Source organism: Mycobacterium sp. NPDC006124 (genome assembly GCF_040614235.1).
Lineage (GTDB): Bacteria > Actinomycetota > Actinomycetes > Mycobacteriales > Mycobacteriaceae > Mycobacterium.
In genome coordinates, this window is sequence record NZ_JBEXUA010000021.1 from 1 (window position 1) to 21,515 (window position 21,515).

23 protein-coding genes are annotated in these 21,515 nt (G+C 66.4%); 11 read left to right on the forward strand and 12 right to left on the reverse strand.

Annotated features, from left to right (window positions below; translation table 11 throughout):
• Nucleotides 1–368: 368 nt before the first annotated feature.
• The 3 genes from ABZ195_RS26570 (at nt 369) to ABZ195_RS26580 (ending at nt 3,477) form a co-directional block, all read left to right on the forward strand.
• Entirely contained in the window at nt 369–1,391 is a 1,023-nt protein-coding gene (locus ABZ195_RS26570; protein ID WP_355222889.1) for a hypothetical protein, read from the forward strand.
• A 209-nt stretch (nt 1,392–1,600) separates the two neighbouring features.
• A complete protein-coding gene (locus tag ABZ195_RS26575; RefSeq protein ID WP_355222890.1) occupies nt 1,601–2,584 on the forward strand; it encodes a TetR family transcriptional regulator C-terminal domain-containing protein in 984 nt (327 codons plus the stop codon).
• Nucleotides 2,585–2,799: 215 nt separating this feature from the next.
• A complete protein-coding gene (locus ABZ195_RS26580; RefSeq protein WP_355222891.1) occupies nt 2,800–3,477 on the forward strand; it encodes a chitin-binding protein in 678 nt (225 codons plus the stop codon).
• Between the two features lie 110 nt (nt 3,478–3,587).
• Here ABZ195_RS26580 and ABZ195_RS26585 read toward each other — a convergent pair whose 3' ends face one another.
• From ABZ195_RS26585 to ABZ195_RS26600, 4 genes are all read right to left on the reverse strand, one after another.
• Nucleotides 3,588–4,016 carry a hypothetical protein gene (locus ABZ195_RS26585; RefSeq protein ID WP_355222892.1) on the reverse strand — a complete coding sequence of 143 codons (429 nt, stop codon included), beginning with the start codon at nt 4,014–4,016 and terminating at the stop codon, nt 3,588–3,590.
• A 101-nt stretch (nt 4,017–4,117) separates the two neighbouring features.
• Nucleotides 4,118–5,113 carry a metallophosphoesterase gene (locus ABZ195_RS26590; RefSeq protein WP_355222893.1) on the reverse strand — a complete coding sequence of 332 codons (996 nt, stop codon included), beginning with the start codon at nt 5,111–5,113 and terminating at the stop codon, nt 4,118–4,120.
• 157 nt (nt 5,114–5,270) lie between these two features.
• Nucleotides 5,271–5,561, reverse strand: a complete 291-nt coding sequence (locus tag ABZ195_RS26595) for a hypothetical protein (protein ID WP_355222894.1) — start codon at nt 5,559–5,561, stop codon at nt 5,271–5,273.
• A 150-nt stretch (nt 5,562–5,711) separates the two neighbouring features.
• On the reverse strand, nt 5,712–5,843 hold the full coding sequence (locus ABZ195_RS26600) for a hypothetical protein (protein ID WP_355222895.1): 132 nt from the start codon (nt 5,841–5,843) through the stop codon (nt 5,712–5,714).
• A 124-nt stretch (nt 5,844–5,967) separates the two neighbouring features.
• Between ABZ195_RS26600 and ABZ195_RS26605 the strand changes: the two genes are divergently transcribed.
• Entirely contained in the window at nt 5,968–7,005 is a 1,038-nt protein-coding gene (locus ABZ195_RS26605; RefSeq protein ID WP_355222896.1) for an AraC family transcriptional regulator ligand-binding domain-containing protein, read from the forward strand.
• Here the strand turns inward: ABZ195_RS26605 and ABZ195_RS26610 are convergent.
• Nucleotides 6,998–7,993: a hypothetical protein gene (locus tag ABZ195_RS26610; RefSeq protein WP_355222897.1), complete on the reverse strand. Its 996-nt coding sequence runs from the start codon at nt 7,991–7,993 to the stop codon at nt 6,998–7,000. The genes ABZ195_RS26605 and ABZ195_RS26610 overlap by 8 nt on opposite strands.
• A 91-nt stretch (nt 7,994–8,084) precedes the next feature.
• Between ABZ195_RS26610 and ABZ195_RS26615 the strand changes: the two genes are divergently transcribed.
• The 5 genes from ABZ195_RS26615 to ABZ195_RS26635 all read left to right on the forward strand — a co-directional run bounded on the left by ABZ195_RS26615 (nt 8,085) and on the right by ABZ195_RS26635 (nt 12,156).
• Complete coding sequence (locus ABZ195_RS26615; protein ID WP_355222898.1) at nt 8,085–8,696, forward strand: dihydrofolate reductase family protein; 612 nt, start codon at nt 8,085–8,087, stop codon at nt 8,694–8,696.
• Between the two features lie 58 nt (nt 8,697–8,754).
• Complete coding sequence (locus ABZ195_RS26620) at nt 8,755–9,000, forward strand: antitoxin (RefSeq protein WP_355222899.1); 246 nt, start codon at nt 8,755–8,757, stop codon at nt 8,998–9,000.
• The gene (locus ABZ195_RS26625; protein ID WP_355222900.1) at nt 8,987–9,388 is read left to right on the forward strand and encodes a type II toxin-antitoxin system VapC family toxin; all 402 of its coding nucleotides are present in this window, start codon (nt 8,987–8,989) and stop codon (nt 9,386–9,388) included. Before ABZ195_RS26620 ends, ABZ195_RS26625 begins: the two co-directional genes overlap by 14 nt.
• A gap of 177 nt (nt 9,389–9,565) precedes the next feature.
• On the forward strand, nt 9,566–10,147 hold the full coding sequence (locus tag ABZ195_RS26630) for a helix-turn-helix domain-containing protein (protein ID WP_355222939.1): 582 nt from the start codon (nt 9,566–9,568) through the stop codon (nt 10,145–10,147).
• 128 nt (nt 10,148–10,275) lie between these two features.
• Entirely contained in the window at nt 10,276–12,156 is a 1,881-nt protein-coding gene (locus tag ABZ195_RS26635; RefSeq protein ID WP_355222901.1) for a S9 family peptidase, read from the forward strand.
• A gap of 40 nt (nt 12,157–12,196) precedes the next feature.
• Here ABZ195_RS26635 and ABZ195_RS26640 read toward each other — a convergent pair whose 3' ends face one another.
• Both ABZ195_RS26640 and ABZ195_RS26645 read right to left on the reverse strand, forming a co-directional pair.
• Nucleotides 12,197–13,003, reverse strand: coding sequence for an MOSC N-terminal beta barrel domain-containing protein (locus tag ABZ195_RS26640; RefSeq protein WP_355222940.1), 807 nt, complete (start codon nt 13,001–13,003; stop codon nt 12,197–12,199).
• Between the two features lie 23 nt (nt 13,004–13,026).
• Nucleotides 13,027–13,308 (reverse strand): ANTAR domain-containing protein, encoded by a 282-nt coding sequence (locus tag ABZ195_RS26645; protein ID WP_355222902.1) that lies wholly within the window; start codon nt 13,306–13,308, stop codon nt 13,027–13,029.
• A 263-nt stretch (nt 13,309–13,571) separates the two neighbouring features.
• Here ABZ195_RS26645 and ABZ195_RS26650 point away from each other — a divergent pair, with 263 nt between their 5' ends.
• Nucleotides 13,572–14,888 (forward strand): TetR/AcrR family transcriptional regulator, encoded by a 1,317-nt coding sequence (locus ABZ195_RS26650; protein WP_355222903.1) that lies wholly within the window; start codon nt 13,572–13,574, stop codon nt 14,886–14,888.
• A 65-nt stretch (nt 14,889–14,953) separates the two neighbouring features.
• Here the strand turns inward: ABZ195_RS26650 and ABZ195_RS26655 are convergent, their stop codons facing one another.
• From ABZ195_RS26655 to ABZ195_RS26670, 4 genes are all read right to left on the reverse strand, one after another.
• On the reverse strand, nt 14,954–15,694 hold the full coding sequence (locus ABZ195_RS26655) for a haloacid dehalogenase type II (RefSeq protein ID WP_355222904.1): 741 nt from the start codon (nt 15,692–15,694) through the stop codon (nt 14,954–14,956).
• A 5-nt stretch (nt 15,695–15,699) separates the two neighbouring features.
• Entirely contained in the window at nt 15,700–17,286 is a 1,587-nt protein-coding gene (locus tag ABZ195_RS26660) for an MFS transporter (RefSeq protein ID WP_355222905.1), read from the reverse strand.
• A gap of 8 nt (nt 17,287–17,294) precedes the next feature.
• Entirely contained in the window at nt 17,295–18,191 is an 897-nt protein-coding gene (locus ABZ195_RS26665) for a cyclopropane mycolic acid synthase family methyltransferase (protein ID WP_355222906.1), read from the reverse strand.
• Nucleotides 18,192–18,272: 81 nt separating this feature from the next.
• Nucleotides 18,273–19,205, reverse strand: a complete 933-nt coding sequence (locus ABZ195_RS26670) for a cyclopropane mycolic acid synthase family methyltransferase (RefSeq protein ID WP_355222907.1) — start codon at nt 19,203–19,205, stop codon at nt 18,273–18,275.
• 246 nt (nt 19,206–19,451) lie between these two features.
• Between ABZ195_RS26670 and ABZ195_RS26675 the strand changes: the two genes are divergently transcribed.
• A complete protein-coding gene (locus ABZ195_RS26675; RefSeq protein ID WP_355222908.1) occupies nt 19,452–20,375 on the forward strand; it encodes an NYN domain-containing protein in 924 nt (307 codons plus the stop codon).
• An 87-nt stretch (nt 20,376–20,462) separates the two neighbouring features.
• On the opposite strand, the gene ABZ195_RS26680 is transcribed toward ABZ195_RS26675, so the two are convergent.
• Entirely contained in the window at nt 20,463–21,425 is a 963-nt protein-coding gene (locus ABZ195_RS26680) for an alpha/beta hydrolase family protein (RefSeq protein ID WP_355222909.1), read from the reverse strand.
• Nucleotides 21,426–21,515: the final 90 nt, after the last annotated feature.

Genomic DNA, 21,515 nt, shown 5'->3' on the forward strand with positions numbered 1-21,515 from the left:
CGATCGAATACGAGGCCATCTACTACGCTAGGAAACCAGCCCAGTCAGAGGCTGCACACCAGTAACCAGGAGTGCATCGAACCCGGGGCGGTTCAACTGAATAACGCATCATCGATAGACAGGGTGAGGAATGCCCGCGAGTGTCGTAGACGGCACGTGAAAACCCACTAAGGAATGGCATAACGGAAGGGGGCAATTCAGGTGCCGTAGACGCGTGTGCCTGACGGCGGATGAGACACAAGACGTGGGCGAGTCCTCATGCGTGAGAAGAAGGTTCTCATGACAACGTGGTGAGGCCAGCAGCGCGCCGCTCGGAGCCTTCTGGCCCCTACCCGTGCATGAGAGCCGCGTCCTGCCATTCTTAGCGAATGGAATACCTCCTGCTGGTGATCGCCCGCGCGCGCATCGAAGTTCCGCCCGACATCCTGCGGTGGTGCCTCGGTACCGCCACTCCGATGTTCCGATCGTGGACACAGCTTCTGGGCCGGTTGGATGTGACCGACGAGCAGGCATGGACGATGCTGTGGCGGGACGGGAAGCTGGAGAAGTCCGCCGAGAAGGTGCCCGTGGGCTCGCAAGGCTACTGGACGAGCAATGCATCGTCGGAGCGGCTGGCCGAGTATGTCGCGTCGTACCTGGCACGACCAAACGTCCCATCGGGGCGGGTAGAAGAGCTACGGGAACGCCTCGACGAGACTGTTCTGACCCGACTGGACCTCTTGCGTGAGGTGACTCAGCGTGGGGGCAGCGACGATGTCTGTCACGAATTGGCGGCGGAACCACCGGTCGGCTCCCACCGTGTCCGCCAGGTGGGCGGGCGAGAGCTGGCACTGGTCGAGCGGCACCGGAGCAACGCTCGGAACGAGGCGCGCGGAAGAGCCGAAATGATTGCGTCGCAGGTTTCCGCAATCCTCGAGGAAGGTGACCTGCTTGCCCGCGTGGGGTGCGCACGATCCCAGGGAGCATTCGGCATCGACGTTCTCAACGCATGCCTCTTCGGCCACGGATCCGTCGCCCCGCCACCCGAGTTCGCCGATGCAACGAGCGCTGAGTGGCTCGAGGAAATCGCCGCAAGTGAACTGGTCTACGCAGACGATTCGTTCCGCCTAGGTCCAATCATGTCTGGACTTCGCCCGATCGTTCGCATGCACAGAGATCCCACCGATCGGTCTGCACGAAAGTGGGGACCTCGCCGCATTCGTGATTTCGGTCCTGCCGGCATGGTTCCTCTGACGTTCTCCATCCCGGCCGAGGAAGGCGAATACATCCTCCGCAGCCTGGGCAGCGACGTGCGCCGCTACGAAACACTTGCCGGCTTGCTGGAGGAGCAGTCTTCCGCACCACTAGGTGAGTTGTGCCGTGCCACCGATCCGGTGCACCGCTTGTCTTAGGTCAGCTCCCATTCCTTGGCCAGCATGGCGGTGAGCTCCTGCTGACGCTTCTCGATGATCGAGGGGGTCCAAGAGGGCAGTTCCAGAACCTGGGTAGTCAATGCGAATACCCCTGATCCGGTCGATGTTTTGAAGTACTTGTCCCTCATCGCTGACGGCGGCTCAGGGCGATGAGTAAAAGGGCGGCGCTACATCGAAACCAAGACGTCTTGGCAACCGCATTACAGCTCTCGGGCCTGAAGGGGTATCACCTCACAAACCAAAGGATCGGGCGAGACCGCACAGGGCTGAACTACTCGGAGAACTACTGGGGCGAGTGGACAAACTACGTCGATCCGGATCACTCGACGTGGGAGTCGCTGACCAAAAACAAGGTCATGGCACTCCCGATCGACTTCACAACGATCGAACCCGGCATCGATCTGGTCCGCTTCAGAACCGTTCTGCAGTACTACAGCGACATCATCAGCGGGTTTTCGAACAAGGAGCACCTCGGCCCTCTGATCAAGCGACTTGAGTCACGCGTGCCCGACATCAAGAAGCTCATCGTCGCCGCGGACGACGATTACTTCGGCGAGCCACTGGTGGTCGTTTCACTCCGAGACGTGAACCTCGCGATGCGCAAAGTCATCCCTTTGCTGCTTTGCAAACATCTCTATGACCTTAGGAAGCAGACGGACCCGGAGAACGCGAAGTTTCTCAACCTCATCATTGACGAGGCCCACAACATCCTGTCAACCGAGTCGTCTCGTGAGACCGAGGCGTGGCGAGACTACCGACTGGAGACGTTCGAGGAACTGATCAAGGAGGGGCGTGTTTGGGGTCTTTCTGAGTATCGCGAGCCAGCGTCCGCACGACACGATCTCGTGGACTCGTACCTGCCCAGCAACGACCTCTCGGTGCGCGCGTGGAAGGTGTGGCTCGCACTTTGGGCGGAGGGCAGTCGCGATCCCGTTCTGCAGGAGATCAACGACCGGCTCTACGGCCAGTGGCGCGACGTCGTAGCCGGGGTGATCGCTGCCGCGCAAGCCGAGGGCACCGTCGGCGACGGCGATCCAGTGTTGTTGGCCAACATGCTGATTGGCATGCTCGACGGGTTGGCGGTGCAGGTGCTGCTGGGGTCGTCGAGCATGACCCTGGGGCAGATGCGTGAGACGTGCCAGGCGTTCGTGAGCGGTGTGATCGAGGGATAGCGGCCCCCGCGCCCCGGTCGGGCGGAGCGACGGCGTGTAACGAAACTCGCCCCAAGGCCGATGCCTATTCATGTGGTGCGTGCCCTCCCAGGGCCGCGTCGGCGCCCCGAGTCGACCCACAGCTGGCACAGGAATAAATCATAGATTGACTATGTAGTGTCTATTTGGGTCGGGGTGACTCGGAGCAACCACTCCGGACGAAGGAGCACATGACGATGAACCTCAAGAAAGCGGTCGCGGGAGCGGCCTTCGCAGGCGGGATCGGGCTGAGCCTCATCGCCGGCAGTTCAGGGGTCGCACTCGCGGCTCCAGGTGGCGGTGGCGGCGCTTGCCAGCCGCCGTTCTGCGCGGGTGGACCAGGCCCGGGTGGGCCAGGCGGACCGGGTGGACCGCAGGGCCGTGGACCCGGTGGACCGGGCGGACCCGGCGGACCAGCTGACTTCCGCGGGCCGGGTGGCCCAGGCGGCGATCGCGGCCCCGGTGGGCCCGGCGGGCCTGGCGGTCCCGGCGACTTCCGTGGCCCCGGTGGCGACCGTGGACCGGGTGGGCCTGGCGGTCCCGGTGACGATCGTGGCCCCGGTGGTCCAGGCGGGCCTGGCGGTCCAGGTGACAACCGTGGCCCCGGTGATTTCCGCGGGCCCGACGGTCATGACTGGGGGCCACCGCCGCCGGACGCGTTCCGCGGTTGGCGCGACGCGCCGTGGGGCGGCGGACCGGCGCCGTGGGGATGGGGCGCACCGCCGCGGGCCGGCTGGGACCGGCCGCTGCCGCCTCCCGGTGGGTTCTGGAACTACGGTCCCATCAACTACTGGGGTTACAACGAGACTCCGATCTGGGAGCCGAACTTCAACGCGTGGGGCTTCTACTTCTTCGGAATCTGGATCCCGCTGTAAATCGACGTGATTGAAGGGACGGCCGCCTCGCGACTCCGCGAGGCGGCCGTTTCGCGTTCGAATGCCTCGCCGGTGCGAGTCTCCCTCGACGTGAATCAACCTGGTCCGTCCTAGGGCTTTACGAGGAGCTGCCCCGCGTAGTCGGTATCGGGGAAGTGGACCGTGCCGCGGGTTGGCTGGCCGTCGAACGAGTATGTCCGACAGAGGAAGTGCGCCGTCGACGACGAACCAGACGCTCCCGGCGATTCGACCTCACCGCCGACCGCCCACACCTCCTTGACGCGCTTGGCGTCTGCGCCGAGACCGACGTTGTCGCCCTCCGACATGCGATCTTGCTTGGTGTCGACGTCTCGGAAGGATACGTTCGACGGAGCCAACAGGTCGTGCTTCACGGCATCTTCACAGATGGATTGTGCTGCAGCGGCATTCGTCACCGGACGGGTGAGGCCGAACCAGTACGTCATGCTGCCGCTCACGACGACGATCACCGCTGCCACCGACAATCCGACGACAGCGAATACGATGACCCGTCGACTCATGCTCCCTCTCCCGGCTGACGGCGATGATCAGTTCGCCATGCTGTCCGACCGTGTGATCACAGTCAGCGTCACGTCCCGCCGGGAGTGCGCCCGCTCTGCGGTCACCCCGACACGTTGACGTAATGATCCTCCCGAATCTCGTCCTCGCCGCTCCAGCGGTAGGCGACCAACGCACCGGACTTGACCGCGCTGAAGCCGACGCAGGCGGTGCGGTCGGTGAAGTCGAATCCGCGCCGCGGTCGACCCTCGCGCCAGTAGTGGCCGTAGAACACCGGCACGTCCCCGGCGTAGGCGAAGGACTGCTCGCCAGCCTTCACCACGTCGTCCGGAAGTGGCGGATATGGTTGTCCGTCATCGGTCGTGAAGTTCGTGCCCATGACGGCCAACGCACGCAGTGTCGTGGCGTCGTCGTCCCACCACGCCACCCGCGCCTTCCGTCGACCGTTGCCGTCCTTGTCGTAATAGGGCGGCTGCCCGTGGCCGACGAGGTCGATCTCCGGTCCCTTCAGCAGCACCTCGATGGCCTCGTAGAGGGGGTCGCCCTTCGTCGTTGCGTCGACGAACTGCTCGCGGGAGGAGAAGCGGTTCGACCCCAGCACGCCCTCGACGACGCGCATGGACGGTTCATGCCAGCAGGCATGCACCACCCGCAGACCGCCCAGATCAAGCCACAGCGGCAGCGTGAGGAACCAATCGAGGTACTCGGCGCGGTCGGCGCCCTCGACCTGCTCGAGGAACGCCTCGTGCTGACCCACGTTCTTGTCCGTGTGCTGGCGCAGGTGCCTGCCGTCAGTCGACGGGGTGTCGAACGCAATCGCGTTGAACTCGTGATTGCCCATCACGATCCGGGCGGTGCCGGCGTCGACCATGCCCTTGACGATCCGCAGGACTTCCAGCTGGCCCGGTCCTCGGTCGACGAGGTCGCCGACGAAGATCGCTTGCCGGGTCGGATGCTCGTACGCACCGCTCGACGGGTTCACCCGATAGCGCAGCCGATCCAGCAGCTCCGTCAGCTCGGCCGCGCAGCCGTGGACGTCGCCGATGACGTCATAGCCTCTCTCGTCAGTGTCGGCGGTTGACTTCGTGGACGCGGGCATGGCGTCTCCTTCTCTAGGGGTCTGCGTCTCCGTTCTCGGAGCGGTCGATTGGCAAGGGTGGCAACGGGATCAGGAGATCCCGAGGGGCAGAGACGAATCTCGAATGCCGCGGTGGCCAACCCTTCACCTCGAATGTAACGCAGCGGTCTGACACCCCTCAGTCGTGGGCCCCACTCGCGTCGCACGGTTGCCGGTCCTCCCCGGCGGCCGTGCGCTTGCGGTAACGCTGATAGGCGTTGCCGCTCGCGATTCCGAGGGTGTCACCGATCTTCGTCCAGCCGACCCCGACGTCTCGGGCGTCGTCGACCGCTGATCTGAGGTGCTGCTGGGAGGCGGCGGTGTCGGCCCGTTCGACCTCGCGTACGGCGTCTGCCAGTCGGCTCAGGGCGGTGTCGTGCTCGGCGGTCCATCCGCTGCGCGACGTGTTCTTTCGGCGTGGGGTAGTCATGTCTGCTCCTGCAAGGTCCCAGGCACGTGCCAGGGATGACGTGGGCACACCGCGTTGACGGTGTCCGCGAGTGGTGAGTGGGCGCCGCTCAGGACGAAGTCGACTGAGCGTGAGCGAGTTCCGCCGACGGCGGTGTACGCGTGGAAGGGGTTAGACGACCGGCCGGGTGAGCGCCGGAGGGTCCTGGATGTAGGGCCAGAAGCGGCGGCCGATGCGATTCGCCTGCGTCTCGAGGGTCACCGGACGAGCGGTGGCACGTGCATCGGGACGGAGTGCGGTCATGGCCTTCCTTGGATCAACCCTGCCGTGCAGCAGGAGTTCTACCTCAAGGATGGTCTGTCGGGCACTGGCGCGTCTTGACGTTCTGCGACACACTTTTACCATTTCCCGACAAGGAGCGACGGGCATGGGCAGTCTCATCCGGGCGACCGCGCTGTGGGGATATCGCGAGCTGGTCCACCAACTCGGGGGCGACGCCAACCAGTTCCTGTCGAGATTTGGCATTCCGCGCGGTGCCGACGCGGAGGAGGGCGCATTCATCGGCTTCGACGCCTACATCCACATGCTGGCGGCCAGTGCCGACGAACTGCAGTGCCCGGATTTCGGTTTGCGCCTGTCGAAGTGGCGCGGGTTGGACGTCCTCGGCCCGATTACCGTGATCGCCCGCAACGCGCGCACCGTGCTCGACGGCGCGGATGCGATTGCGCACTACCTCTACGTGCACTCACCTGCGCTCCGGTTGGCGAGGGCGCCGTGGTCCACGGAGGCCGGTGTCGCCTTTACCCTCGAGGCGACCGAATGCAGGCTGCCGGAGTTGGCGCAGGGCTATGAGGTGGGCATGGCCGTCGCCGTACGCATCATCGAGACGCTGGGCGGCCCGGGTGCCGTGCCCGCCGCGGTGTCCTTCCTGCACGAGCAGATGGGTTCCGACGCGGCGTATCGGGAAGCGCTGGGGTGTCCGGTGCGATTTGGTCAAACCCGGTGTGGTCTGGAGCTTTCCGCCGAGCTGGCCGCAACGAAGATCGAGGGTGCGGACGCGGCGACCCGGCGCATCGCCAGGAAGTACCTCGACTCTCGTTACCTGCCGCCGACGGCGCCGTTGTCCCAGCGAGTGGCGGATCTCGCCGGCAACCTACTTCCGACGGGGCAGTGCAACGTCGATGTGATCGCCGGCGAGCTGGCGATGCACCCGCGGACACTGCAGCGTCGCCTCGCCGAGGAGGGCACGTCGTGCCAAGAGGTGATCGACCGGGAGCGCCGCGCCAATGCGGGCCGGTATCTCGCCGAACCCGACCTTGCGCTGGGACAGGTCGCCGGCCTGCTTGGCTACACCGAGCAGAGCGCGCTGAACCGCTCCTGTCGACGGTGGTTCGCGATGACGCCGCGACAGTATCGGATGCAGTTGGGATCTCGACGGCTGCGAGAAGACCTGTTCCTCAGGTGAATTGCTCCTCGATCGCCCGGAACGAGTCGTGCACGCGGCCGTGACTGACCAGCCGAACGTCCAACCCGGCGTTGGCGACGATCTCCAGGGCCCGCATGATCGCGTCGTCGATCCAGGAGTCGGCGTTGCCGAACACCCCGCCGCCGATCCGCGTCAGCAGCACGACGTTCGACTCGGCGCCGACGGCGGCCAACAGCGTCGCCTCGTAGGCCGCCTCCAGCACGAGGCGGGCGAACGCCTCCCACTCGCCCGGCCGTCCGTCGCCGTAGGCGACCGGCAGGGCAGAGCAGAAGGCCTGCGACACGAGACGAGGTTCGGCCACGTCGGTCACCTGGACGTGACGGTGCAGACCGATCGCCAGACGACCGCGGAGGTCGTCGCGGTCCGCCTCGGTGCACTCCTGGAGAAGCCGGGTGATCGCCCGCAGTCCGTCGCGGGTGCACAGCGCGTATCCGTTGCGCATCGTCCACAGCTCCGACACCGGCCGGCCCAGCGCCGCCGAGAGGGCCTCACCCACGCCGGCCAGCGCGTCGAGCTGACGATCACGGGTCTGGCCGTGCTGATCGCCGACCGGTACGAAGTAGTTGCGGTAGATGGTGGCGGCACCCGCGGCGACGGCGCAGGCCGGTCCCTGCGTGCGGTCGGTGACGTAGCGGGTGACGCCGTCCTCGGGGGTGACGCTCGGGCTCGTCATCTCCAGCAGGTTGAATTGTGACGCCACCTGGAACAACGCGCCCTCGAATTCGGGATCGGCGTGCATCGCGCGGGCCTCACCCACCATGCTACGCACCGTAGACCTTTGTGCCGCAGGGAGATTGGTGTCAGCGCGTAGCTGGGCCAGTGTCGGCAGCTCCAGGGTTCCGATGCCGTAACGCGATCCGTTGACCGTCGACGTCAAGAAGTCGCCCTCGACCGTCAACGACGTGCGGGTCGTGTCGTAGGCGCCCTCGGGGAAGCCGGTGAGGGCCGCGAACCAATCCTCGCTCATGATCTCGATGGTGGCACGCGACCGACGATGAGTTTCGGCGACCGCGCGAGTCTGCTCCACGTCACCCCTTACGCTCGCCACCGGAGGACTCATGCCGCGCACCAATCTCTCGATGTCGATCTCGGCCGACGGGTACGTCGCAGGCCCCGCCCAGAGCCAGGAGCATCCGCTCGGTGTCGGTGGCCAGCTGCTGCACGGCTGGCACATGGGGCCCGAGGCAGATCACCCCGTCAACCGGCAGGTGGTCTCGGAGATGCTCGACGGCATGGGCGCGACCATCATGGGCCGCAACATGTTCGGGCCGGTGCGCGGTGCGTGGGGTGACTCGGACTGGACCGGCTGGTGGGGTGACGAGCCGCCCTATCACTGCCCGGTGTTCGTGCTGACCCACCACGCCCACGACCCGATCGCACTGACGGGGACGACGTTCCACTTCGTCACCGACGGCGTCGAGTCGGCCTACGAGCAGGCGCTCGAGGTGGCGGGGGACCGGCCCATCAGCATCGCGGGCGGCGCGTCGTGTGCCCGACAGGCGATCCGCGCGGGCATCGTCACCGAGATCGACCTTCAGGTCAGCCCCGTGATCCTCGGAGGCGGGGAGCGGCTGTTCGACGACTTCGACGCGGGCAGCCCGCAGTTGGAACTCGAACGCGTCCTCGAGGCGCCCGGGGTGGCACACCTGCGCTACCGGGTGCTGGGGTAGTAGGCAAGTGCCACTCGATCGCATCGCGTCATGCAAACTTGCATGTTATCGTGCATATATGCCCAAGACCGTGCAGATTCGTGACATCGATGATGATGTCTACGCCGGCTTGGTGCGACGTGCTGCTGAGGACGGGATCACGGTCCCGGAGTTGCTACGCCGCGAAGCCACACGCCTTGCCTCTCGGCCGTCCATTGGCGAGTGGCTTCGTCGTACGGGACGTCGGCCATCGCAGGTCACCACCGCGGATGTCTTGGCTGATCTGGACGATTGGCGCGGCGAGTGGCCCGATGCTCGTCGTTGATGCGTCGTGTCTCTTCGAGGTGGTGGCTGACACCCCACGGGCATCCGAGATTGCAGCTCGGCTTGCGGCCGAACCCGATCAAGCGGCGCCCGAGGTCGTCGATGTCGAAGTCCTCGGATTAATTCGAGCCCAGTACATGCGTGGCGGTCTCGACGGGACCGCAGCCGCACAGGCAGTGGCCGATCTACGCGAGTGGCCGGGCGAGCGGCATTCGCATCGGTGGATGCTTGACCGTGTGTGGCAGTTGCGGGACTCGGTCCGAGGCTGGGACGCCTTCTACGTCACACTCGCCGAGGCACTCGACGCCACGTTGGTGACGTTGGACGGCAGGCTGGCTCGCGCCCACGGACCCACGTGCCGTATCGAGGTGCTCGGCGGCACGAGCTAACCGTTGATGCGCAACGCTCTTCGTGCCAGAGCGACGCCACCGGTCTGACGTCCGCTTGACCGCAATGTCACTTAGTGACACAGTGGATGCTGTCATTAAGTGACAGGAGGTTTGGACATCGACACCGCCGCGGCACCGAGCACGGCCGAGGACAAGCAGTCCCAGGCGCGCCTGCGCGTGTCTCGACATGCCTGCGAGCTGTTCTGGGAGCGGGGCGTCGCCGCCACCACCGGTGACGACATCGCCGCTGCGGCAGGGCTTTCCACCCGAACGATCTGGCGCTACTTCCGCAGCAAGGAAAGTTGCGTCGAGCCGGTGCTCGCCCTGTCGGCGAAGCGCTTCATCGCGTTGGCGAGTCGCTGGCCCGACGACCTGTCCCTGGCCGACCACATGGCAGCGGACATGGTCGACAACCCCCTGACCGAGCAGGAACTCGCCGACGAGATCGCGTCACTGCGGATCGCCACCATGTCGGCGACGGAACCGGCCCTGCGCACCGCGTACCTGATGGTGCACGACGAGATGGAGCGCGGTTTCGCCCCCGTGATCGCCAGGCGGTTGCGGCTTCCAGAGGGCGACCTCACCGCACGCCTGTTCGCGGCGGCCGTCACGGCGGCGTTCCGCGTGGTCGACGAGGACGTGGGGCGCCGCGCCATCGTCGAGAAGGAACGGGTCAGCCAGCAGGAGGCCCTGGCCTTGGTCGACCGGGCCATCCGCGACGCCACCAACGGCCGACTGGGTGGGCCGGTGGAGCCGTGACGTAACCGAATTGGCCCTGCCCACAACCAGATAGCACTATCACCGCCATCGCCAGGAGATCGACACCTGGCGGCGCGTTCAACCCTGCCCTCTCAACCCTGCCCTCTCAACCCTTCGAAAGGACCGTCATGGCACTGCCCGATCCGATCTCCGTCGAGGACTTCTTCCGCCCGCCGACCCGTGCCGCCGCGACGATCTCGCCGGACGGCACCAAGATCGCCTTCCTCGCACCCTGGAAGGAACGCCTCAACGTCTGGGTTCAGGGTCTCGAACCCGACGCCGAGGACGCCCGGTGCGTGACCGCCGACGAGAACCGCAGTGTCCTGCACTTCGAGTGGACCGACGACCCACGATGGCTGATCTACCTCCAAGACACCAACGGCGACGAGAACTGGCACGTCCACCGCGTCGACCTCGACGACCCCGACGCCCCCGCCGTCGACCTCACACCGTTCCCCGGGGCGATGGCCTTACCGTTGCGCGAGGTCAGGAACGGCACGACGAACGTGATGCTGAACAACCGGGAGGCCACCCTGCTCGACGTGCATCAACTCGACGTCGCCACGGGCGATCTCACCCTGCGAGCCGTCAATCCCGGACACGTCAACGGCTGGTTGTGCGGCGAGGGTGGAGACCTGTTCGCCACTTCGCTCACCCCGAACGGGAACCTCGAGCTGTCGCGCTGGGACGACGTCACCGGCACCCTGCAGCTCATCGCGACGTTCGACGGCAGCGACTACCCGGTGGGCATTCACCCATTGGTCGTCACACCCGACGGCACCGGAGTGTGGATGGGGTCCAACCGTGGCACCGACCGCACCCGCATCGTGCGCGTCGACGTGACCACCGGCGAAGAGACCGACGTCGATGCCCACCCGGAGCTCGACGTCGACCCGCGTGCGGTCGTCAGCCCCATGCTACCGGCCCCACTCATTCAGGACCGCCGCACCGGAAAGTTGCTCGGCGTGCGCTATTTCGGCGAGCGTCAGGTCATTCGGGCCCTCGACCCCGAATTCGGCGACGTACTGGCCAACCTGGAGGGGCTGTCCGACGGCGACATCGGTCGCCTCTCCTCGGACGAGTCAGGTCGACGGTGGGTCGTCGGGTTCAACCACGACCGCGATCCCGGCGCCACCTACCTCTACGACCACCAGACCGGGGAGAGCCGACTGCTGTACCGGCCCCTACCGCATCTCGACCCCGAGACGTTGGCGCCCATGCGGCCGGTGACCATCACCTCGCGCGACGGGTTGAAGCTGCATTCCTATCTCACGCTGCCGGTCGGGGTCGAGCCGCGGAATCTGCCGTTGGTGCTCGTCGTCCACGGCGGGCCGTGGTACCGCGACGGCTGGGGTTTCGACGCCGGCGTGCAGCTGCTGGCCAATCGCGGACATGCGGTGCTGCAGGTCAACTTTCGCGGATCACTGGGCTACGGCAAGGCCTTCCTCAAGGCGGCGATCGGCGAGTTCGCCGGCAAGATGCATGACGACCTGATCGACGGCGTGAACTGGGCAGTGGAGCAGGGTTACGCCGACCCCGACCGCGTGGCGATCTTCGGCGGCTCCTACGGCGGATACGCCGCGCTGGTCGGCGTCACCTTCACTCCCGACGTCTTCGCCGCCGCCGTCGACTACGTCGGGATATCGGATCTGGCGAACTTCATGCGGACGCTGCCGCCGATCGCGCGGCCGCACCTGGCGAACAACTGGCACAGGTACGTCGGCGATCCCGAGGATCCCCGGCAGTTGGCGGACATGATGGCCCGTTCACCGATCACCAAGGTGGACCAGATTCGTACCCCGCTTCTGGTAATCCAGGGGGCCAACGACGTCCGCGTGGTGCAGGCCGAGTCCGACAACCTGGTCACCGCGCTGCGGGCGCGCGGCGTCGAGGTGGACTACCTCGTCCAAGCCGACGAGGGACACGGGGCGGTCAACTCGGAGAACGTGTTTCAGATGTGGCATGCCGTCGCGGGGTTCCTCGCCCGGCACCTGGGCAGTCGCTCGTGATGTCCGTGATGTCCGTGATGTCCTCGGTGGCCGACGCGGCCTACCGTGGCTCGAACTCGACGCGATCACCGCTGCGCATCGTGCCCGCGGCGACGACCTCCAAATACGCACCTGCGCAGGGCAATTCGCCCATGTCCAATGCGGCGACCCGGTTTTCGGCCGCGGGGGTACGAAGCGCCGCGGGATCCCTTGGCAGAGCGCCGTGTTCCAGGGTGGGGACGACGCATCGCGGCGTCGGGCCCATGACGCGGAGTCGTACCTCTCCGACGGAGATAATGCGTCCGGTCCAGTCGTTTTCGGCGTACGCCGGATAGCCCGGTGGGGTCTGAAGGACGAGGTTGGGCCGGTAGCGATCGGCCTCGGTGCCGATGTGCTCCAGGGTGGCGGTGGTGATGACGTGCACCGGGGCGTAGTCGACGAACGAGGTTCCCGGGGTGGCCTCCGCCAGTTCCAGTAGGGGTGCGTCGACGTCGGCGTCCAGGCCGAATTCGAGAACTTGCTCGGGGTCGGCCCGCTCGAGCGAGGCGCCTGCCGTTCGACTGTGCGCCAGCCGAACGGGTCGGTCGAGTAGCTCGGAGAGCCGTGCTTCGACCTCGTCGGCGTCGGCCGACAGTCGTGCTCCGTCGGGCAGCTGAATGCTCACCTGGCCGGATTCAACTGTTGCGCTGCATGTTAGGAGGTCACGCCACAGTCGCGCCTGTTTGGCACTGGCGACGCGGCCGGTCGCCGTGTCGATCAGGGCCAGGCTCCGGTCGTTCTCGACGCCTCCCTCGTCGACGTAGAGCGCGTCGACGGTTTCGCCGAGCATCGACTTCACCGGGTAGCGGTAGAGCATGCCCACCTGCATGTGCACGTCCACCGCGGGGGCTGTCACGGCGACACGGTGGTGGCGTCGAGCAACTCACCCCACTCCTCAGCCACCACGGCCGCCGCGGCGGTGTCGGCCGCGGGGGTGCGGCTCGCGATCGCCACCAGCGCCCGACCGAGGGCAAACGGCGACAGGCCCCGGTCGGTGCTCACCTGCACCAGTTCCGCGAACGCAGCTCCCGCGCCGCAGCGCCGCAGACCGACCAGCACGCCAAGGGCCAGGTCGAGGGTCCGAGTTCCAGAATGCTCGTCGGTCCACGGGTCGGCGATACGGCTGCCATTCACTTGCGGTCTCCTTCATGCGACGCCGGCCCGCGCTCCGCTCGCGAATGGGGCCGTTCCCCCAAACCATAGTCGCGGTCACCGGCGCGTCGAAGGATTTCCGCCTTGGAGATCGCTGTCCACTCGGTGCGGTCGGGGCGGGGACACGAGAGCCTGAGCGGCGTCAACGAAAGTTGACGATCGTCAACGAATGATGACGATCCCGGGCGCATGCCTACTCCGGACCTGCGACGCCTACGAGACCGACGAGTATCTTCAGGTGCACGATGACCACCGCAGATGCGTCGGAGAACCGGAGCTTCACCGCGAAGGGCCTCGCGACGCGTGAACGGATTCTGCGCGCGGCTGCCGAAGTTCTGCTCGCCGAGGGACTGACGGCATTCAACCTCGACAAGGTGCGGCAGGCGGCGTCGGTCAGCGGATCGCAGCTCAACCACTACTTCGTCGACCGGCAGGACCTCGTTCGTGCCGTCGTCGCGCGCCAGGTCGAGATCGTCCTGCAGTTTCACCGGCAACCACGGCTGGGTGGACTCGACACGTTCGAGGACTGGGAGCAGTGGGCGGCACTCAACCTGCGCTATCTGCGCAGGGTCGGCTATCGCGGCAACGCGACCTATCACGCGCTGGCCGCGCAGCTGGCGAAGTCGGACGCCGCCACCCGGGAGACGTTCGCAGACGGCTACTGGCGCTGGGTCACTCTGCTCGAGGACTCCTTCGCCCGCATGAAGAGCCACGGGCTGCTCACCCGCTCCGCTGACCCCCGCCAGATGGCCCTCGTGGTCGTCGGCCTGCACCAGGGCGCGGGACTGCTCGCCTTCACCTTTCGCCAAGAGTGGCCGCTGGCCGACGTAACCCGGTTCGTCGTGAATTACGTTCGCCTGCAGGCCAAGGACCCCGGTGAGCATTCGCCGCGGCCCCCGCGAAAGTCCCGACCCCGACGTCGTCCTCGACGTGACGAACCGGGCGAGGTGCCGCGCTTCACCGCCAAGGGCATGGCCACCCGCGAACGCATCATCGAGGGAGCGGGCGAGCTCGTGTTCGACCACGGCGTGAACGGCACCAGCCTGGACGACGTGCGTCGCGCCGTCGGTGTCAGTGGATCGCAGATCTCGCACTACTTCACGGACAAGCTGGATCTCGTGCGTCGCGTGATCGAAGCGCGCACCAACGTCGTCGTCGCGTTCCACACCCAGGATGCGCTGGGCGGGCTGGACACCTTCGACTCGATCAGGGCCTGGGCCGACCTGTGCTGCGCCCAGGCTGCTGGCCAATACCTGCGCGGGGGCTGCGTCTACGGTTCCCTGACCGGTGAACTGCTCGAGGCCGACGACGTCGTGCTCGACGATCTCGCCGACGGTTACGAACGGTGGTTGCGGATCTTCGAGGGTGGCTTGACGGCGATGTCCGAGCGCGGCGACGTGGGAACCGACGCCGATCCTCGCCACCTCGCTGTCGCGTTTGTCGCCGCCCACCAGGGTGGGGCATTGCTGACGCACGTCACCGGCAGCGTCGAACCGTTTCGCACGGCCGTGACCGCCGCCCTCGACTACGTGGCCAGCTTTCGCACTCGCCGCAGATCCTAGAATGGGTGAAGTGACCATAATGCCGGGCAGTCACCCAGTAGGTGGACGGCTCGTCTCTCCGACGATCAGCGAGGTGTGGCTACGGCCGCTGGAGGCCCACCGGGATTCGGCGCCAGCCGATCTGCCAGTTCGATGAGATCGCTTGCCATGACGGAGGGTTGAGGCACTCCCTCGGCCAACAACGGCGCGTTGCCGGGCCGGGTGATCAAGGCGCTGCGCATCCCCGCGCCCTGCGCCCCAATCGTGTCCCAGGTGTGCGCAGCCACCATCATGCACTCCGACACGTCGACGCGTAGCTGCGCAGCAACCCTGCGGTAGAGGTGAATCGACGGTTTGAACACGCCCAGGGTGTCCACGGTGAACTGCTGCTCGAAATAACCGCCGAGACCGGCTTCGTCGAGCGGTGAGGCGACATCGGGCTGATGGGGTGAGTTGGTCAGGGTGACCAGGCGATAGCCGTTCGACCGCAGCCGTGCCAGACCCGCGTCGACGTCGGGGTGCGCCGGCATCCTGCGCATCCCCTCGGCCAGAGCCCGAAGGTCGTCCTCGGTTGGCGTCACGTTCTGGATCGTCGCGACCATCTGAAGAACCGCTCGGCCCAGGGTGAAGAAGTCGGCGTAATAGCCGGCCAGCGTCAGGGTCATCGAGTAGGTGACGAGCTGTCCGAACCACGTGCGAAGGACGTCCGCGTCACCGAACATCCGCTCGAAGTGTGGTCCCAACGATTCGATGTCGAGCAAGGTTTCGTTGACGTCGAAGATCAACACCGACGGCGGGCCGGCAGGGGAGTTCGATTCGAGTGTCATAGTCTTCACCGCCCGCCACGCACCGCCAGGTAGTGCTCCGAGACGGGCACGCCGTCGGTGTAGCGCTCGACGGCCTCCTCGATGAGCCGGTCCTGCCCGGTGAGCCGGGTGTAGTGCTGGTGCATGTGCTCACCCCAGGAGCGCACCAGGAAGGTCTCCACGAACGTCGACTCGTGCTCGACGCTGCGGAAGACGCGCCACTGGGACGCTCCGGTGCGTTGGCGGGAGCGGCCGAGCACCGTCATCGCCGCCAGGAACGCGTCCTCGTCGGTCACGGCGACGCGGTAGGACGTCAGGACGAGTACCGGACCGTCGAGGGGTTCGGGCTCGAAGATCAGCGTCGGCTCGGGCCAGTGGGAGGACGGCGTGAGGTCGAGGCTGCTGGTCTTGGCATGCAACGGCCACCACAGCGACGACATCGCGCACACCACCAGCAGTCCCGAACTCACCAGCAGGCTGGTCGAACTCGACGCGGCACCGGCGACCAGACCCCACACCACCGAACCGAGCGCTTGGCCGCCCATGAAGATCAACTGGTACACCGACAGCCCCCGGGCGCGTACCCACGCGGGCAGGCTCAGCTGCATCGAGGCGTTCAGCGTCGACAGCGACAACAACCACGAGGCGCCGCCGACGATCAACGCCGCCAACACGATTCCGAACACCGGCACCAGCGCCAGCACGGCGGTGGCGACCGCGAATCCCGCGGCCCCCACCGTCAGCAACACGTTCTGCCCGAAGCGGGACCGCAACCGCCCCAGCAAGAACGCACCGATGACGGCACCGAGGCCGATCGCACCCAGCAGCAGGCCGTAGCCCGATGACGACAACCCCAGATTGTTGGCAGCCACCACCGGCAGCAGGCCCCACAGCGCACTGGCGGGAGCGATGAACAACCCCGCTCGCAACAGAATTCGCCGTACGATCGGCGAACTGCGGATGAACCGTCCGCCCGCGCTGAGCGCGGCCAGCGCGCGTTCCGGCGGATAGTCGCGTTCGACGGCCGGTCGGCGCCACCACACCAGCACGACGACGATGCCGACGAAGGACACCGCGTTCAGTGCGAACACCGACGTCGGCCCGGCGACCGAGACCAGCACCCCGGCGATGGCCGGACCGATCGCCCGCGCCCCGTTGAGGCTCATGCTGCCTAGTGCTGCCGCGGCCGGAATCTGTTGGGCGGGAACCAGATCGGGCTGAATGGCCTGCCACGCCGGAGCGGTCAGCGCCTGTCCGCAGCCGATTACGAACAACAGCGTCAGCAGCACTGCGGGCGTGGTCAACCCCGCACCGGTCAGCGTGGCGAGCAGACCCACCCCGGCGGCCATGGCCCCCTGCGTCGCGATGAGCAGGCGGCGCCGGTCGACCAGATCGGCCAGCACCCCGGATGGAAGTGCCAGCAGCACCACTGGGAGCGTGGTCGCGGTCTGCACCAGGGGCACCAGCACCGCCGCGCGGGGGTCGGCGACTAGCATCCACTGCGCCCCGACGGTCTGCATCCACGTGCCGAGGTTGGAGACCAACTGGGCGATCCACAGCGCGCGGTAGACCGGTGACCGCAGCGGCGCCCATGTCGAGACGGGCGCCGTCAAGGTCTGGCTCAGCCCTTCACCAGGGTGAACTGGCCCAGCTCGCTGATGCCGCGTTGGAAGAAGTCGCTGCAGCCCACCAGGTACTTCATGTACCGCTGGTAGACCTCCTCGGAGGTGGCGGCGACCGCTTCGTCGTGATGCGCCTCGAGCGCTGTGGCCCACAGATCCAGCGTGCGGACGTAGTGCTCGTCGAGCAGCTGCTTGTCCGCGACGGTGAAGCCGGCGGCCTGGGACAGGTTGACGATGTCCTCGTCGCACGGAACCGAACCGCCGGGGAAGATCTCCTTGGCGATGAACCGCATGAAGCGAAGGTCGGTCATGACGATGGGAATGCCCATCTCGGGCCATCGCTTGAGCGGGTGACCGAGGATCGCCTGCAACACCATTCGGCCGTCCGACGGGAGGAACCCGCTGCACGCCTCGAAGAACGGTGCGTACCGATCCGGCGGAAATGCCTCGATGGCCTCCAGGCTGATGATGCGGTCGACGGGCTCGTCGAACTGCTCCCAGCCGCGGAGCATCACCCGGCGGCTGCGGTCGGTGTCGAGGCCGTCGAGCAGCTGCTGGCCAAAGGCCCGCTGGTTCTTGCTCAAGGTCAGCCCGACGACGTTGACGTCGAACTTCTCTATCGCGCGCCGCATCACCGAACCCCAGCCGCAGCCGATGTCCAGCAACGTCATCCCCGGCTCGAGTCGCAGCTTGCCCAGCGCGAGGTCGATCTTGGCCATTTGCGCCTCTTCGAGCGTCATGCCGTCACGCTCGAAGTAGGCGCAGCTGTAGGTGCGCGACGGATCCTGGAACAGCCCGAAGAAGTCGTCGGACAGGTCGTAGTGCGCCTGCACCTCCTCGAAGTGTGGCTCCATCTCCGTGCGCGCCGCTGGCGGCTTCACCGTGCTCTCAACCATTTCCCCGACCAACCTCCGCGTCCGATCAATTCGGACTCTTCGTTTCCTGCGTCTTCGTGCAACCTGTTGTCCCGGAAGGGTTTAAGCCTTCTCGAGCGTGAACTGTGCGACGTCGGTGTAGCCCTCCCGGAACAGATCCGCGCACCCCTCGAGATACTTGACGAAGCGCTCGTAGATCTCCTCGCCTGCGATCTCGACCGCCTCGTCCTTCTTGGCCTTGAGGTTGTCGGCCCACGTGTCGAGGGTCTTGACGTAATGCGGCTGCAGGTGCTGCTCGCGGGTCACGGTGTAGCCGGCGTCGACCGCGTGCTGCCTGACCATCGACGCCAGCGGCAGGCGGCCACCGGGATAGATGTAATCCATGATGAACTTGATGAACCGCACCCGCGACATGGTCAGCGGCAAACCCTTGGCCTTGATCTCCTCATCCTCGGGGATGATGATCGTGTGCAGCATCTGCACACCGTCGTCGGGAAGCCATTCGTAGGTCTTCTTGAAGTAGTCGTCGTACTTGTTGAAGCCGAAGTGCTCGAAGGCGCCGATCGAGACGATCCGGTCGACCTTGCCGCTGAAGTCCTCCCACGGCTGCAGGCGCACATCCATCGTGCGGTCGCCCTTGTAATTGGCGACCCAGTGCTGCTCGATGTGCTGCTTCTGGTTCTCCGAGAGCGTCAGACCGATGACGTTGACGTCGTACTTCTCGACCGCGCGGTTGATCGTGGCGCCCCAGCCGCAGCCAATGTCGAGCAACGTCATGCCCGGTTCGAGGCCGAGCTTGCCGAGAGACAGGTCGATCTTCGCCAGCTGCGCCTGCTCGAGGGTGTAGTCGTCCTTCTCGAAGTACGCGCAGCTGTAGACCTGATTGGGGTCCTGCCACAGCTTGAAGAACTCGTTGCTGATGTCGTAGTGGAACTGGACTTCCTTCTTGTCCGACCCTCGCGTCTGCGACGCGGACTTGGACAGCCACTTCGACTGTGCAGGTGACGGGCTTCGTGTCTCACTCGAGGAATTCATGAACCAACCTGTCGGCTATCGATTGTGGCTTTCACGGCCGTGCCGCCGAGCGTCTTCTTCACCTTGCCGGCTCATCGACTCTATCCCCGCTCAGCGGTGAGTTCGGCGCCGACGCGGCGGTGCGGGTGACGTTTCCCACGGCCCGGCTCGGGTCGTCGTTTGCCGGCGCGCGGCTGGCGAGTTGCTGGAATCGGGTTCGTCGGACCCGGCGTGACAGGTCTCGCCGGTGCGGCTCAGACTGTGCCCATGACAGAACGTGAGGACACCCGCGTCGCGGTCTACCTGGACTTCGACAACATCGTGATCTCGCGATACGACCAGGTGAACGGTCGCAACTCGTTTCAGCGCGACAAGACCAAGGGGTTGGAGGTCGACCGGCTGGCCCGTGCGACCGTCGACGTCGGCGCGATCATCGACTTTGCCTCGTCATTCGGCACACTGGTGCTCACCAGGGCGTATGCCGATTGGTCGGCCGACGTCAACGCCGGATACCGAGGTCAGCTCGTCGGTCGCGCAGTCGACCTGGTCCAGCTCTTCCCGGCCGCCGCGTACGGCAAGAACGGTGCCGACATCCGGCTCGCGGTCGACGCGGTGGAGGACATGTTCCGGCTGCCCGACCTGACCCACGTGGTGATCGTCGCGGGGGACTCCGACTACATCGCGCTGGCCCAGCGGTGCAAGCGACTCGGCCGTTACGTCGTGGGCATCGGGGTGGCGGGTTCGTCGAGCCGGTCGCTTGCCGCGGCGTGCGACGACTTCGTCATCTACGACGCGCTGCCCGGCGTGCCGGTGTTCGAACCGGACGCGATACCGGCCAAGGAGGAGCCCGCCGACGAGGGCGAGCCTGCACCGGAACCCAAGAAGCGTGCGCCCCGACGCCGTGCCACCCGGCCGCAGGCCGTTGAGGAGGAGCCCGAGGCGTCGGACCCGCAGGCCGACGCGACGGGCCTGCTGCTGCGGGCCCTGCGGATCGGGCTGGAGAAGGACGACGTCGAGTGGTTGCACAACTCCGCGGTCAAGGCGCAGATGAAGCGGATGGACCCGTCGTTCAGCGAGAAGTCGCTGGGCTTTCGGTCCTTCAGCGACTTCCTGCGCTCACGATCCGACGTCGTGGAGCTCGACGAGAGCTCCACGACGCGGATGGTGACGCTGCGCGACAGTGACTCCTAGCCGCCGAGTGTGGAGTTGGTGCACGCCGAACCGGGCCGGCGCGTACCCCAACCCCACACTCGGCGGAGGGGAATCAGGCGAAGAGGGTCAGGCGATGGTCTTGATGATGTCGGGCTTCATGATGTCGAGCTGCTGGCTCCAGTAGGGCCACGCGTGGCTGCCGTTGGGCGGGAAGTTGAACGTCGCGTTGCCGCCACCGGCGCCGGTGTAGGCGTTCTGGAAGGCGATGTTGCTGTCGCGGGTCAGGCCCTCCAGCGTGGTGGCCGGCAGGTCGGCGCCGCCCAGCTCGTTGGGCGTGCCGTTGCCGGTATAGACGTAGATGCGCGTGCCGTTGGCCGCGATGCGCTGGGCCTGCAGGGTGGGGTCGTTGCGCACCCAGTCCGGACCGCCGCCGGGTCCCCACATGGCGCCCGCGTCGAAGCCACCCGCATCTCGCATGGCGAAGCCGACCAGGGTCGGCCAGATGCCCTGTGACAGGTTCAGGAAGCCCGACTCGGAGCCGGCGTAGCGGAACGTGCCGGGGTGGTAGGCCGCCAGGATGAGCGCGGCGCTGCCGGACATGGACAATCCGACGACGGCGTTGCCGCTCGGCGAGATGTTCTTGTTGGCCGACAGGTAGGCGGGGAGCTCCGAGGTCAGGAAGGTCTCCCACTGGTAGTTCTGGGTCTGGCCGTTGCCGACGGCCGGCTGCTCCCAGTTGGTGTAGAAGCTCGACATGCCACCGACGGGCATGACCACCGACACGCCCGAGTTGTGGAACTTCTCGAAGGCGTTGGTCTCGATGTCCCAGCCGCTGTTGTCGTCACGGGCGCGAAGGCCGTCGAGCAGGTACACCGCGTGCGAACCGCCGGGCTGGAATCGCACCAGCACGTCACGCCCCATGGCGGCCGACGGAACCATCAGGTCCTCGACGGGCAGTCCCGGGGGGGAGTACGCATTTGCGGTCGCCGAAACGCCGGTGAGGCCGATCAGGCCGGGCAGGGAGGCGCCGACGACCGCGGCGACCGCCGCGCGTCGGCCCCAGCCGCGAAGTCTCTGAACCATCTTCATCTGATGCTCATCCGTTCTCGTGTTGCCATCGTCACCTGTTTACTCGGCGTGTCTTCCCCGTTCGTTACTCGTTGACACGTGACCTGATCG